The sequence below is a fragment of the Caulobacter sp. GW456-12-1-14-TSB4 genome (genome assembly GCF_059424195.1).
The window spans coordinates 1-12,823 of the sequence record NZ_JBWKZF010000039.1; the positions used below are offsets into that span (position 1 = coordinate 1).

Consider the following 12,823-nt stretch of genomic DNA (forward strand, 5'->3'; position numbering starts at 1 on the left):
AGTCACCGGTGAAGGCCCCGGCCAAGCCGCCGTCGCCCGAGAAGCCCAAGGCGGCCCCCAAGGCCGCGTCGCGCTCGCCGCTGAAGGTGTCGAAACGCCCGCCGCCGAAGGACGTCGTTCCGCTGCCGGCCAGTCGTGACCCAGGTCCCAGTCCGGTGATGGGCCTGGGCGAGTCCGAGCTGATGGGCGCGGCGACCGCTGGCTCGGGGGCGGGCGGCGGTGGCGGCGGTGATGGCTGCGACATGGTCCGGCTGCTGCAGGAAGGCCTGCGCAAGAACCCCCGCGCCCGCGCCTCGCTGCTGCGGGCTCACGGCGCGACGGTCGGGGCTGGGCGCGCGCCCTTGGTCTGGAGCGGCGACTGGCAGCGCACCTCCGGCGAGGAGGGCGACGGCCTGGCGGGCCTGCGCGAGATGATCATGATGGAGGTCGCCTTCGCGCCCGCCGCCTGCCGGAAGGAGCCGATGCGGGGTCTCGTCCTGATTTCGCTGAACGACGGACCAGGCTCGGCCCGCTTCGCGTTAGGCGGCGGTCACTGGCGGTGGTCGGACCTGCTGTTCGCCAAGGGCGCGCGCAGAAGCGGCGGCTAGAGCCGCTCCAGCACGTAGAGGCAGCCCGTGGTGACGCTGGTCGTCTCGCGGCGCAGGGCCGTCTCCTGGCGCTCGACGATCCGGAAGCCGGGCGCGCTGGCGGCCTGGATATAGTCGTCGCCGTGGGCGTAGCGGGCGCTGGGCAGCAGCTTCCAGCCGGTCTCGCCCAGCTCGGTGCTGAAGGCCAGCAGACCGCCGGAGACCAGGGCTTCGGCGGCTGCGGCGAACAGCGCGGCCAGGTCGCCGAAATAGATCAGGACGTCGGCGGCGACGATCAGGTCGAAGTGGCCAGGATGGCTGCCGAGGAACGCGACGGCCTCGGCCTGTTCCAGATGGTCGTAGCCGCCGCGCTCGGCGGCCTTGGCCAGCATGGCCGAAGACAGGTCGACCCCGGTCAGCTCGGCTCCGAACCGCTCCAGCGACGGCGCGGCCAGGCCCGTGCCGCAGCCCAGGTCCAGGATCCGCTCGAACCTTGGGCGCCGGGCCTCCACCAGGTCGGCCAGCAACGCGGGCGCACGGTAGTCCAGCATCTCGACCAGCTGGCGGTCGAACCGCTCGGCGAAGTCATCGAACAGCGCCTCGACATAGGCTGGCGGCGAGCGGTCGATGGTCGGATCGAGCAGCACGCGAAGTTCGTGGGTCTTGACCACGTCCCCGGGATTGCGCGCCTCCAGCCAGGCGCCGAGCACGCGGGCCGCTTCGAGGCGATCGAAAGCCACCAGGATGCCGAAGCCCTCGCGCGCCACGGTCTCCAGGTCCTCGGCCAGCGGGCCGGCGACCTTGCCGTAGAGGTCCAGCGCCGCCTCGACCGGGACGCTGTCCAGGGCGTTGTAGGCGGCCGCCCGCGCCCAGGTCAGGCGCGCGCCCTCGGGCAGGGGCTCCATCCTGTCGGCGGTCGCGAAGGTGTCGGCGGCCCGGGCGAAGTCGCCGGTCAGGAACAGGGCGTGGGCCAGGCACTGCCGGCGCACCGGTTCGGCGTTGGGCGCATGGGCGGCCCAGGTCAGGGGCTCGACGGCTTCCTGGAAGCGACGGGCGATCAGCAGGTTCAGGCCGAGGCCGAACAGGGCTTCGTCGTGGTCGGGCTTCATGACCAGGACGGCGCGGAACGCCGCCTCGGCGTCGTCCAGCCGGCCTTCGGCCCCCGCCGCCACCGCGACGGCGAGCATGTCTTCTATGGCTTGAGTATCCATAAGCGCACCTAGTCGTCCTTCGCGCGACTCAGCGCGAGTTCGAGCAAAAACCCGATCTAGGTTACACACCGGCCGCCATGCCGCCGTCCAGCAGTTCGGCGCGTCCAGCCAAGCTAAGTTCGACCAAGGCCGCCATCACCGCCGAAGCCGGGGCGCCGGCGGCGCGGACGAGATCGTTGCGCGAGACGGGCGTGGGCGAGAGGAGATGGGCGACGCGCTCACGCAGGGCGTCGTGGTCGATATCGGCCGGCGGCTGGGCCTCATAGGGGCGCTCGCGTTCGCGCAGGTGGATCTGACCCGACAGCGAACGCAGCACGTCCTCGGCGCCTTCGCACAGGATCGCGCCCTGGCGGATCAGGTCGTTGGTGCCCTTCGAACGCGGATCCAGGGGCGAGCCTGGCACGGAGAAGACGTCGCGGCCCTGCTCAGCGGCCAGGCGGGCGGTGATCAGCGAACCGGATTTCAGCTCGGCCTCGACCACCACGACCCCCAGCGACAGGCCCGAGATGATGCGGTTGCGGCGTGGGAAATCCTTGGCCTGGGCGCGGCGGTCGGGCGCGCTTTCCGAGACGATGCAGCCTTCGGCGGCCAGGCGCGCGTGCAGTTTGTCGTGCTCGGGCGGATAGATGTCGCCGACCCCGCCGCCCAGCACGGCCACCGCGCCGGTGGAGAGTGAGCCCTCATGCGCCGCGCCGTCGATGCCGCGCGCTAGCCCCGAGACCACGACATAGCCGGCGGTCCCCAGGTCCGTGGCCAGCTGGCGGGCGAAGCGCTGGCCGGCGGCCGAGGCGATGCGCGCGCCCACGATGGCCAGGCTGGGCTCGGACAGCAGTTCGGCCCGGCCCAAGGCCCAGATCACGGGCGGCGGCGGATCGAGGGCTGCCAGGCGCGGCGGAAAGTCCGGCTCGCAGCCGCAGATCAGCCGCGCGCCCAGTTTCGCACCGGCTTCCAGCTCCCGCTCGATCGCCTCACGCGACGGCAGGGAGAGCGGAACAGCGCGGCCACCTTTGCGCGAGAGGTCGGGGAGAGCGGACAGGGCCCGCTCGGGCGTGCCGTAGCGGGTGATCAGATGCTCGAAGGCGACGGGGCCGACGGTCTCGGTGCGCGCCAGGCGCAGCCAGGCGAAACGCTGGATGTCCGAGAGCCGGCCCGGAATCACGGCGCGTCGATGACGGGAGGGGCTTCCTCCACGCTCTTCTTCTTGCCGATCTTGGGCTCCTGGCCCTTGAGCAGGCGGGCGATGTTCTCGCGGTGGCGGATGAAGATCAGCACCGCCATGAACAGGCACAGCACCATGATCGGATAGGGCTGGTCGAAGGCCAGGGCGAACGGCGCGGCCAGGACGGCGGCGACCAGGGCGGCCAGCGAGCTGATGCGCAGCAGGAAGGCCACGGCCAGCCAGGTCGCGCCGGCGGCGATCCCCACCGGCCAGGCGGCCGACAGCAGCACGCCGTAGAAGGTGGCCACGCCCTTGCCGCCCTTGAACTTCAGCCAGACGGGGAACAGGTGGCCCAGGAACGCCGCGCCGCCGGCCAGGGCGATGACCGCCGCGTTGCCGTGGGTCAGGTAGCAGGCCAGCAGCACCGCCACGACGCCCTTGCCGGCGTCGCCCAGCAGGGTGATGGCCGCCAGGTCTTTGCGGCCCGAGCGCAGCACGTTGGTCGCGCCGATATTGCCCGACCCGATCTGCCGGATGTCGCCGGCCCCGCCCAGGCGCGTGGCGATCAGCCCGAACGGGATCGACCCGAGCAGGTAGCCGCCAACGATGGTGATGGCGAGCGTCAGATAGGTGGCTGCGGCGAGATCTTGCACGATTCGACCCTAAGGCGAGTTGCGCGCGAATTCAACCGCTGCGCAAGCGAGAGTTGTGGGTCACAGGTGTAGTGCAGAGTCGGAGCCGGGGCAAAACCAGCGTCTCAGTGGCCTTGAATGAGTTTCAGCAGCGCCCGGGCCGGCGGCGTGAAGGCCAGGGGGGCGGTGAGAAGGTTGCTGAACACGATCGCGCCCACGCCCCAGGCATAGGCCGGGTGGATCCGCTTGCGAACGACCAGGTCGATGACCGGCCCGGCCAGGGCGAACAGCATGATGGCGCCGAACATCACCAGCGGCGCGGCGGCGCCGAAGGAGTCCATCGGCAGTAGGCGACCCAGGCCCGGTCCCAGGATCGAGATCGTCGCGCACAGCATCAGGCGCTTGTGCCAGTCGGCCTTGCGCCGCAGGGCGACGCCGCCGGCGACCAGGGCGCCGAAGACCAGGATGCCGATCACGTTCATGACCAGGAAGATGGTCGGCGGGAAGAACGAGGGGATGAACTTGTAGCGGATGGCGAAGATCGTCGCGGCCAGACCCATGATCACCATCAGGCCCGCCAGCCACGCGCCCAGCATCCCGATCTGGCGATGCAGCTTCAGCGACCCGCGCGCCACGAAGGCCGGCTGGGCCACGAAGACCAGCACCCACAGCGTGAACACCGCGCCGTGCACGTGCAGCAGCAGCGGCAGGCCGGGCTTGTGCGTGAAGTCTTCCGGCACCGTCGTGGAGAAACCGCCGACGAACACCGCCGCCATCAGCAGCGCCATGATCAGATGGAAGCGGCGTTCGATGCTCAACACGGGCCTACGGCCAGCCTCGATCGCGGTCATCTGCTCGCCCCCCGGATGCGCCCGGCGAGTGTGCGGGACGTCCGGCGTCTTTACAATCGCAGACCGATGATACGCGACCTTGAGGGTTGAATTGCCGCCGAGAGTGTCAGCTACCCCTCGGCCCGGTGCACCACGCGGCCGTCCACGACCGTCATCAGCACCTGGCCCTGCAGCCTGCGACCATCGAACGGCGAGTTCTTGGACTTCGACAACAGGCGGGCGGCGTCGACGATGATCGGGGCGTCGATGTCGCACAGCACCAGGTCGGCCGGCGCGCCCGGCGCGATGCGGCCGCCGCGAAGGCCCAGGAGCTCGGCCGGAGCCAGGGTGACGGCGCGGATCAGGTCCACGAGGGCGATGCGCTCGTCGTGATAGAGCGACAGCAGGGCGGGCAGCAGAGTTTCCAGGCCCACGGCGCCGGGGGCGGCCTCGTCGAACGGCAGGCGTTTGTCCTCGGCGGGAGCGGGGTTGTGAGCCGAGACGACGATATCGATCAGGCCGTCGGCCAGCGCCTCGATCAGCGCCTGGCGGTCGTCCTCGCCGCGCAGGGGCGGGTTCAGCTTGGCGAAGGTGCGGTAGTCGCCGATGTCCAGCTCGTTGAAGGACAGGTGGTTGATCGACACCGAGGCGCTGATCCGCAGGCCTTTCTTCTTGGCGCGTGCAAGCGTCTCCAACGCTTGGGCCGAGGTGATCTGGTCGACCAGCAGCCTGCCGCCGGTGGCTTCGAGCAGGGCGACGTCGCGCTCCAGCATGATCCGCTCGGCCATGGGCGAGATCGACGGCAGGCCCATGCGGCCGGCGAACTCGCCGCCGATCGCGGCCCCGCCCTTGGCCAGCCACGGGTCCATCGGACGGTGGGCCAGCAGGGTGTCGAAACCCTTCGCATAGGTCAGGACGCGCTGCATGACCTTGCTGTCGACGATCGGCTTGCCGGCGTCGGTGATGTAGACGCAACCGGCCTCGCGCATCAGGCCGATCTCGGCCATCTGCGCGCCGGCCAGGCCCTTGGTCGCCGCGCCAGCGACGAGGATGCGGGCGCTGTCGATGTCGCGCGCGCGGCGCAGGATGAAGTCGACGACGCTGGGGTCGTCGATGGCGGGGGCCGTGTCCGGCTGGACCACCATCGAGGTGACGCCGCCGGCCGCCGCGGCCTTGGCCGCCGAGGCCAGGGTTTCCTTGGTCTCGGCCCCGGGCTCGCCGGTGCGGACGCGCAGGTCGATCAAGCCGGGCGCCAGCAGGGCGCCGCCGCAGTCGATGACGCGGACGGCCTTGGACAGTTTGCCGAACTCGCGGCCCTTGGCGACGTCGGCGATGACGCCTTCGGAGACGATGACGCCGCCGGGGCCGTCATAGCCGCTCTCGGGATCGACGAGGCGGGCGTTGACAAGGGCGATAGGCGTGGGAGCGGTCATTGGCCGGCCTTTTCGATACGGGCCGCAAGGCTGGTCAGCACCGCCATCCGGGCGGCGACGCCCATCTCGACCTGGTCCTGGATCAGGCTGACGGCCGGATCGTCGGCGACGTCGGAGTCGATCTCGACGCCTCGGTTCATCGGGCCCGGGTGCATGACCTTGGCGCCCGGCGCGGCGCGCGACAGCTTCTCGCGGTCCAGGCCGTAGAAGCGGAAATACTCGCGGGTGGACGGCACGAAGGCGCCCTGCATCCGCTCCAGCTGCAGGCGCAGCATCATGACCACGTCGGCGCCGGCCAGGCCCGACTTCATGTCGTGATGGACGGTGACGCCCCAGCGCTCGGCCTGGGCCGGCATCAGGGTGGGCGGGCCGACCAGGCGCACGCTGGCGCCCAGGGTGTGCAGCAGGGAGACGTTCGAGCGCGCCACGCGGCTGTGCAGCACGTCGCCGCAGATCGCCACGGTCAGGCCCGAAACGCGGCCGAAGGCGCGGCGGATCGACAGGGCGTCCAGCAGGGCCTGGGTCGGGTGCTCGTGCTGGCCGTCGCCGGCGTTGACCACGTGGCCGCTGACCTTCTGTGACAGCAAGCTGGCCGCGCCCGACGAGGCGTGGCGCACGACCAGCAGGTCGGGCCGCATGGCGTTCAGCGTGACCGCCGTGTCGATCAGGGTCTCGCCCTTGGCGACCGACGAGGTCTTGGGGTTCATGTTGACGACGTCGGCGCCCAGGCGCTTGCCCGCCAGCTCGAACGAGCTCTGGGTGCGGGTGCTGTTCTCGAAGAACAGGTTCATCAGCGTCCGGCCGTGCAGCAGGTCCAGGCTCTTGGACGTCTGCCGGTTGAAGGCGACGAAGGCGTCGGCCAGGTCCAGCAGGTCCGTCGCCTGGGGCGCGTTCAGGTCGCCAGCGGACAGGAAGTGGCGTTTGGGGAATTCAAAGACGCGGGCGCGGATCGCATCGATGGCCGCGCGGGCGGGGTCATGGGCTGGTGCCGTCATGAGCTCGCCTCTTAGGCGGCTTTGGAGGGGAAGGGAAGCTTGGGGGACAGCGCGCGGCGGACTGTCCTCAGGAATATTCACGAAGTTTCACATCCTGGACGTCCTTCCGGGGTTGCGCCGACTTGTTGCCCGGGCGGTTCGGTGGGTACTGTGAAGCCAGTGCTTCGCAGAAGGCTCCTCGGGGGTGGCCGTGCTGTTACTCTTGATCGCCTTGCTGCAGACCGCCGAACCGTCGTCCCAGGAGACGAAGGCGACGTTGCAGTCGTGCGAGACCACCGACAAGGGCTGGGTCTGCCACTACCAGATCCCATCGACGACGACGGTGCATCCTCTGGACCCCGCGCCGAGCATGATGGTGGCGCCGCCGTCCACGACAACGGCCGATCCGGCGCCGCCCCAACCGACGTCGCCCCTGTCGACGTCGCCTCAGCCGACGCCGGAGCCGCAGGCCCCGCCCATGGTCGTCTCGTCGAACGAGACCCATGCAGAGGACGCGCGCCGGACTCGGCTGATCGCCCGTTGCGCCGACGCCAAATGGTATTCGCCGTGCCTGCCGGGCGAACGCAAGGAGGCCGAGACCTTGCGGGCCAACGCCGAGATCGAGAAGGCGCTGAACGACAAGGTGACCGGCCTGCTCGGCGAGAAGCATTGCGACGAAGCCGTCAAGGCCGCGCTGGATGGCGGAAACCTGGATCTGGCGACCAAGGCCCGGGCCTTCTGCGTCGCCTCCAAGTAGCCTCTCCAATTAGTCTGGCGGCGCTCCAGAACGAAAAGAGGCGGGAAGCTCGCGCTTCCCGCCTCGAATTCCTGGCTGGTTCCGAGCCCTAGCGGCGCGCCGGAGCCGGTTCGCAGCGCACGCCGTCGGCGCAGCCCGTGAAGTGGATTTCCGGGGCCTCGACCGTGACGGCCGACGGACGGACGAACACTTCCGGACGGTGCAGGTAGATCTGCGGCGCGGCGACGCGGACTGGCGGCGCGTCGACATAGACCGGCGGACCTTGGATATCGATGCGGCCCGAAGGCACGACCACCGGCTCGCCGATGACACGGACGCCCGGCGCGGCGACGGTGATGTCGCCATAGCCCGAGGTCGGGCCGTAGAAGGCGACGGCGCGGGTGCACAGGCAGTCGATGCCGGCCGGACCCGAGGGCGGCGGCGGGGGCGGCGGATAGCCCTGCGGCGGCGGAGCCGGCGCATAGCGGGTCGGCGAGCGCGGCGCGTAGTCACGCTGATCGGCCAGGGACGAGCCCTGGGCCGGGGCGTAACGCGGCGCGGGGCGCGGCGCATAGTTGCGACCGTCGGCCATGGCCGAGGTGACCGACAAACCGGCGACGGCGAACGCCGTCAGCCCCATCAAGACTTTCCTAGTCATCCGAGCCCCTCGTTGCCCTCAACCCAGGTACGCGCCGACCTGGGGCGGACCTGACGTCCGATCCATTACCAGAACTTAACCATATTCAAAGACAGAACAATGTTGTCTTCGAGTTTCCCCCCGAGGGGGAAAATTCTGGTCCCCAGATTGAGTGTAAAGTGTGTGATTACACCCACTTGACCTGGTTTTTGCAGGTCTGAGCTGAATAGGCCCTAGTAAGACCGCCTGGGCGGCATGCGGCCGTCGCAGGGGATCACCTGCCAGGCGAAGCTGGCCTCGCGAATCTTCCGCTGCCGGGTGACGATCCGATCGCCGGCCTGCTCGGCATAGTTCTCGTATTGGGCTGGCCGGTAGACCTTCTCGTAGCACTTGCCGGGTTCGGGATTGGGCGGGCAGTCGTCGCCCGTGCCGGCCAGGGTCGCGCCGGCCATCAGGCTGGCGAACAGGACGACACCCGCCATGGCGAACCGCTTGTCCTTCATGCCTGCCCCCGCTTGCGACTTAACCAAGATTATCCATACGAGCCGGATTCCAAAAGGCTCGGATGTTCTGGCGTCAGGCGAAAAAGCCGGCGCTAGAGGCCGCGCAGCCGCTCCAGCGCGCCTTGCAGGATCCAGCCGGCGGCCATCTTGTCGACGACCTCGTCGCGGCGCTTGCGCGAGACGTCGTGCTCGTCGATCAGCACGCGGGTCACCGCCGCCGTCGACAGGCGCTCGTCCCAGAAGGTGATCGGCAGGTCGGGCTTCAGGCGCAGCAGGTTGCGGCCCAGGGCGCGGTTGGACTGGCAGCGGACGCCCTCGGTGCCGTCCATGTTCATCGGCAGGCCGATGACGATACCGACCGCGCCGCGACTGTCCATCAGCTTGAAGAGTTGTTCGGCGTCCTTGCTGAACTTGGTCTTCTCGATCAGCGCCATCGGAGTGGCGACCGTGCGGGTGACGTCCGACACGGCGACCCCAATGGTCTTCTCGCCGGGGTCCAGGCCGACGATGGCGGCGTACTGGGGCAGGGCGGCGGCGAAGTCTGCGATGTCGAGAACGGGCATGGCGGCCTCTTTAGGGCTTCGCCGGTCCGGAGTCTCTGAAGATGCTGTCGGCGTTCCAGCTGGGCTTGACCGGGTTGTCGGCGATCTTGAGCGTCAGGGCCGTGACATAGGCGTTGAAGTCGGCGGCGGCGGGCAGGTCGACGGGCTGGCTCAGATTGTCGGCCGGCGAGTGGTAGCGGTTGGCGCGCCAGTCCTTCTCGATCTGATAGGCGGGCGTGCCGACCGGATAGCCGAACTTCAGCGCCAGCGACGGCACGCCGGCCTTCACGAAGCTGTACTGGTCGGTGCGGACGAAGGAGTTGCGATCCGGATAGGGGTCTTTGGTCAGCTCGTAGCCCTTGGCGCTCGCCACCACCTGGGCCTCGCCGCCCAGCGAGCTTTCCGACGCGCCCTGGATCAGCAGGTATTTCAGCGGCCACAGGGGCAGGGGCATGTCCATATTGACGTCGGCGACCAGCGAGGCCTTCGGCACGGTCGGCTTCAGGGCGAAATAGCGCGAGCCCAGCAGGCCCTTCTCCTCGGCCGTGACGATCACGAACAGGATAGAGCGCTTGGGCTTGGCCTTCTGGGCCTTCATGGCCTTGGCGATCTCGATCACCGAGGCCACGCCTGAGGCGTCGTCCATGGCCCCGTGATAGATCGCATCGCCGTTGATCGGCTCGCCCACGCCCAGGTGGTCGATGTGGGCCGAGACCACGACGTGCTCGGCGGCCAGCTTCGGGTCCGAGCCCGGCAGCTTGGCGACGACATTGGCCGAAACGGTATCCGTGACCTCGGCCTTCACCGTCGCGCGGATCGACTGGTTCAGGTCGAACCGCTCCAGTTTCTGGCCCGCCTCGGCAGCGGTCAGGAGCTGGCTGAAGTCATGACCCGACTTGGCGAACAGCTTGGCGGCCTGGGCGGGATTGAAGCTGGCGGTGAAACGCGGCGCGCTGACGTCGCCCAGGGCCGGATCGGCCAGGTACATCCCCGGCTGCGAGGCCAGCAGCATCTGACGCTGCCAGGGGATGTCCATGCCCTTGGGCGTGGGGATGGTGATCAGGCCCAGGGCGCCAGCCGCTTCCAGGGCCTTCCAGGTGCGGGCGCTGCGGGTGTGGGATTTCACGGGGGCCGACAGCTCGGCCGGACCGCCATTGATCACGACCGCGATCTTGCCACGCAGGTCCAGGCCCTCGAAGTCGTCGTGACCGTATTCGGGGATCTTCAGGCCGTAGCCGATGAACACCAGCGGCGCCTCGACGCTGGCCGGCTGCGGCAGGCGGGCCGACAGCAGCAGGTCGGGGCCGATGGCCAGCGGGGTGGCGACGCCGTCGGCGACCAGGGCTGCGCTGGATTGGTCGGCCAACACGCGCTGGGCCTTGAAGGCCACCGGCTGGAAATAGCCGTCGATCCCGGCGGGCTGCAGGCTCAGGGCCTTGAACCGCGCGGCGACATAGTCGAGGCCCGCCTTCTCGCCCGGACTGCCGGTCAAGCGGCCTTGCAGAGCGTCGCCGGCCAGGAACTCGATGTGCGACCACCAGGCCTTGCCGGCGTCCTCCCGCGTTTCGGCGTGGGCGGCCGACAGGGCTAGGGTGGCGGCCACGGTGGCGAGCAGCAGGGTTTTCAAGCGACGTCCTCCCGGTTTCCTGGACGGTGGCATGACGTTGATCGACGGAACAGCCTCCCGGGCCAAGCTTGCGGAAAATTCTCCGCTGGCCCGACTTTTCGGCGCGCGCGCCCCGCGGCGCGGCGGAAGCGCTTGTCAAAGCGCCCCTCGCGCGGCTAACCCACACGCTCGAATTTAGGAGATCCCCATGGCCATTGACGCCGCCACTGTGCGGAAGGTCGCCCGGCTCGCCCGCATCGCCACGCCAGAAGAGCGCCTGGAGCCCCTGGCCCAGGAGCTCAACGGGATCATGACGTGGATCGAGCAGCTGGCCGAGGTCGACACCGACGGCTGCGAGCCGCTGACCAGCGTCGTGGCCGCCGGCCTGCCGCTGCGCGAGGACGCCGTCACCATGGGCGGCGATCCGGCTCGGGTGACCAGCAACGCGCCCAAGTCCGTGAACAACTTCTTCGTCGTGCCGAAGGTGGTCGAATAATGAGCGCCCTCACGAAGCTGACCCTGGCCAGCGCCCTCGACGGCCTGGCCAAGCGCGAGTTCACCTCGGTCGAACTGACCAAGGCCCACATCGAGGCCGTCGAGGCCGCGCGCGGCCTGAACGCCTACATCCTGGAAACCCCGGAAAAGGCCCTGGACATGGCCGCCAAGTCCGACGCCCGCCGGGCGCTGGGCGAGGCCGGTCCACTGGAAGGCGCGCCGCTGGGGATCAAGGACCTGTTCTGCACCGACGGTGTGCGCACCACGGCCTGCTCGAAGATCCTCGAGAACTTCGTGCCGACCTACGAGTCGACCGTGACCAGCCAGCTGTGGCGCGACGGCGCGGTGATGCTGGGCAAGCTGAACCTCGACCAGTTCGCCATGGGCTCGTCGAACGAGACCAGCTACTTCGGTCCGGTGACCAACCCCTGGCGCGCCCAGGGCTCGAACAAGGCCCTGACCCCGGGCGGTTCGTCGGGTGGTTCGGCCGCCGCCGTCGCCGCCGACCTGTGCCTGGGCGCCACGGCCACCGACACCGGCGGCTCGATCCGCCAGCCGGCCGCCTTCACCGGCACGGTCGGCATCAAGCCGACCTACGGCCGCTGCTCGCGCTGGGGCGTCGTGGCCTTCGCCAGCTCGCTGGACCAGGCCGGTCCGATCGCCAAGACCGTCGAGGACGCGGCCCTGCTGCTGACCTCGATGTCGGGCCATGACCCCAAGGATTCGACCAGCCTCGACATCGCCGTGCCGGACTTCACCCAGTTCGTCGGCAAGTCTGTGAAGGGCCTGCGGATCGGTATCCCCAAGGAATACCGCGTGGACAACATGCCGGCCGAGATCGAGAAGCTCTGGCAGGACGGCATCGCCTGGCTGAAGGAGGCCGGCTGCGAGATCGTCGACATCAGCCTGCCGCACACCAAGTACGCCCTGCCGGCCTACTACATCGTGGCCCCGGCCGAGGCGTCCTCGAACCTGGCCCGCTATGACGGCATGCGCTACGGCCTGCGCGAGGACGGCGCCAACCTGACCGAGATCTACGAGCACACGCGTGCGTCGGGCTTCGGCGACGAGGTGAAGCGCCGCATCCTGATCGGCACCTATGTGCTGTCGGCCGGCTATTACGACGCCTACTACCTGAAGGCCCTGAAGGTGCGTCGTCGCATCGCCGAGGACTTCGACAATGCCTGGACCAAGTGCGACGCGATCCTCACCCCGACCGCGCCTTCGGCGGCGTTCGGCCTTGGCGAGAACAGCAACGACCCGATCGCCATGTACCTGAACGACGTCTTCACGGTGACGACGAACCTGGCGGGCCTGCCGGGTCTGTCCCTGCCGGCGGGTCTCGACGCCAACGGCCTGCCGCTGGGTCTGCAGATCATCGGCAAGCCTCTGGACGAGGCGACGGTGTTCTCGGTCGCCGGGGCGGTCGAGAAGGCAGCTGGCTTCAAAGCGAAAGCCGAGAAGTGGTGGTAAAATGAAAAGGGCGGCTCCGGTGGAGC

14 protein-coding genes are annotated in these 12,823 nt (G+C 69.2%); 4 read left to right on the forward strand and 10 right to left on the reverse strand.

Annotated features, from left to right (window positions below; genetic code table 11):
* The coding region (locus AC07YH_RS24195) for a hypothetical protein (RefSeq protein WP_494749456.1) at positions 1–587 on the forward strand (587 nt) is incomplete at its 5' end.
* Here the strand turns inward: AC07YH_RS24195 and AC07YH_RS24200 are convergent.
* The 6 genes from AC07YH_RS24200 to AC07YH_RS24225 form a co-directional block, all read right to left on the reverse strand.
* Complete coding sequence (locus AC07YH_RS24200) at positions 584–1,753, reverse strand: class I SAM-dependent DNA methyltransferase (RefSeq protein ID WP_494749457.1); 1,170 nt, start codon at positions 1,751–1,753, stop codon at positions 584–586. The genes AC07YH_RS24195 and AC07YH_RS24200 overlap by 4 nt on opposite strands.
* A gap of 85 nt (positions 1,754–1,838) precedes the next feature.
* The gene (gene dprA, locus AC07YH_RS24205; protein WP_494749458.1) at positions 1,839–2,936 is read right to left on the reverse strand and encodes a DNA-processing protein DprA; all 1,098 of its coding nucleotides are present in this window, start codon (positions 2,934–2,936) and stop codon (positions 1,839–1,841) included.
* The gene (plsY, locus tag AC07YH_RS24210) at positions 2,933–3,589 is read right to left on the reverse strand and encodes a glycerol-3-phosphate 1-O-acyltransferase PlsY (RefSeq protein WP_494749459.1); all 657 of its coding nucleotides are present in this window, start codon (positions 3,587–3,589) and stop codon (positions 2,933–2,935) included. The genes dprA and plsY overlap by 4 nt, the downstream gene beginning before the upstream one ends.
* A gap of 104 nt (positions 3,590–3,693) precedes the next feature.
* On the reverse strand, positions 3,694–4,419 hold the full coding sequence (locus AC07YH_RS24215) for a hypothetical protein (RefSeq protein ID WP_494749460.1): 726 nt from the start codon (positions 4,417–4,419) through the stop codon (positions 3,694–3,696).
* A gap of 110 nt (positions 4,420–4,529) precedes the next feature.
* Positions 4,530–5,831: a dihydroorotase gene (pyrC, locus tag AC07YH_RS24220; protein ID WP_494749461.1), complete on the reverse strand. Its 1,302-nt coding sequence runs from the start codon at positions 5,829–5,831 to the stop codon at positions 4,530–4,532.
* A complete protein-coding gene (locus tag AC07YH_RS24225; protein ID WP_494749462.1) occupies positions 5,828–6,826 on the reverse strand; it encodes an aspartate carbamoyltransferase catalytic subunit in 999 nt (332 codons plus the stop codon). The genes pyrC and AC07YH_RS24225 overlap by 4 nt, the downstream gene beginning before the upstream one ends.
* A 190-nt stretch (positions 6,827–7,016) precedes the next feature.
* On the opposite strand from AC07YH_RS24225, the gene AC07YH_RS24230 reads away from it, so the two are divergent.
* Positions 7,017–7,562, forward strand: coding sequence for a hypothetical protein (locus AC07YH_RS24230; protein WP_494749463.1), 546 nt, complete (start codon positions 7,017–7,019; stop codon positions 7,560–7,562).
* Between the two features lie 88 nt (positions 7,563–7,650).
* Here AC07YH_RS24230 and AC07YH_RS24235 read toward each other — a convergent pair whose 3' ends face one another.
* The 4 genes from AC07YH_RS24235 to AC07YH_RS24250 all read right to left on the reverse strand — a co-directional run bounded on the left by AC07YH_RS24235 (position 7,651) and on the right by AC07YH_RS24250 (position 10,850).
* Complete coding sequence (locus AC07YH_RS24235) at positions 7,651–8,199, reverse strand: hypothetical protein (RefSeq protein ID WP_494749464.1); 549 nt, start codon at positions 8,197–8,199, stop codon at positions 7,651–7,653.
* A gap of 212 nt (positions 8,200–8,411) precedes the next feature.
* Entirely contained in the window at positions 8,412–8,681 is a 270-nt protein-coding gene (locus AC07YH_RS24240) for a hypothetical protein (protein ID WP_494749465.1), read from the reverse strand.
* 92 nt (positions 8,682–8,773) lie between these two features.
* On the reverse strand, positions 8,774–9,244 hold the full coding sequence (gene ruvX, locus AC07YH_RS24245; protein ID WP_494749466.1) for a Holliday junction resolvase RuvX: 471 nt from the start codon (positions 9,242–9,244) through the stop codon (positions 8,774–8,776).
* A 10-nt stretch (positions 9,245–9,254) separates the two neighbouring features.
* A complete protein-coding gene (locus tag AC07YH_RS24250) occupies positions 9,255–10,850 on the reverse strand; it encodes a M28 family metallopeptidase (RefSeq protein WP_494749467.1) in 1,596 nt (531 codons plus the stop codon).
* Positions 10,851–11,037: 187 nt separating this feature from the next.
* Between AC07YH_RS24250 and gatC the strand changes: the two genes are divergently transcribed.
* Together gatC and gatA are read left to right on the forward strand one after the other, a co-directional pair.
* A complete protein-coding gene (gene gatC / locus AC07YH_RS24255; RefSeq protein WP_494749468.1) occupies positions 11,038–11,325 on the forward strand; it encodes an Asp-tRNA(Asn)/Glu-tRNA(Gln) amidotransferase subunit GatC in 288 nt (95 codons plus the stop codon).
* Positions 11,325–12,797 carry an Asp-tRNA(Asn)/Glu-tRNA(Gln) amidotransferase subunit GatA gene (gene gatA, locus AC07YH_RS24260; RefSeq protein ID WP_494749469.1) on the forward strand — a complete coding sequence of 491 codons (1,473 nt, stop codon included), beginning with the start codon at positions 11,325–11,327 and terminating at the stop codon, positions 12,795–12,797. Before gatC ends, gatA begins: the two co-directional genes overlap by 1 nt.
* Positions 12,798–12,823: the final 26 nt, after the last annotated feature.

Excerpts from the sequence above, each read along its gene's own strand:
- AC07YH_RS24200 (WP_494749457.1), bottom strand. The coding sequence starts at position 1,753 with ATGCTCGCCGTCGCGGTGGCGGCGGGGGCCGAAGGCCGGCTGGACGAC.
- AC07YH_RS24215 (WP_494749460.1), bottom strand. The coding sequence starts at position 4,419 with ATGACCGCGATCGAGGCTGGCCGTAGGCCCGTGTTGAGCATCGAACGC.
- pyrC (WP_494749461.1), bottom strand. The coding sequence starts at position 5,831 with ATGACCGCTCCCACGCCTATCGCCCTTGTCAACGCCCGCCTCGTCGAT.
- AC07YH_RS24225 (WP_494749462.1), bottom strand. The coding sequence starts at position 6,826 with ATGACGGCACCAGCCCATGACCCCGCCCGCGCGGCCATCGATGCGATC.
- AC07YH_RS24235 (WP_494749464.1), bottom strand. The coding sequence starts at position 8,199 with ATGACTAGGAAAGTCTTGATGGGGCTGACGGCGTTCGCCGTCGCCGGT.
- AC07YH_RS24240 (WP_494749465.1), bottom strand. The coding sequence starts at position 8,681 with ATGAAGGACAAGCGGTTCGCCATGGCGGGTGTCGTCCTGTTCGCCAGC.
- ruvX (WP_494749466.1), bottom strand. The coding sequence starts at position 9,244 with ATGCCCGTTCTCGACATCGCAGACTTCGCCGCCGCCCTGCCCCAGTAC.
- gatC (WP_494749468.1), top strand. The coding sequence starts at position 11,038 with ATGGCCATTGACGCCGCCACTGTGCGGAAGGTCGCCCGGCTCGCCCGC.
- gatA (WP_494749469.1), top strand. The coding sequence starts at position 11,325 with ATGAGCGCCCTCACGAAGCTGACCCTGGCCAGCGCCCTCGACGGCCTG.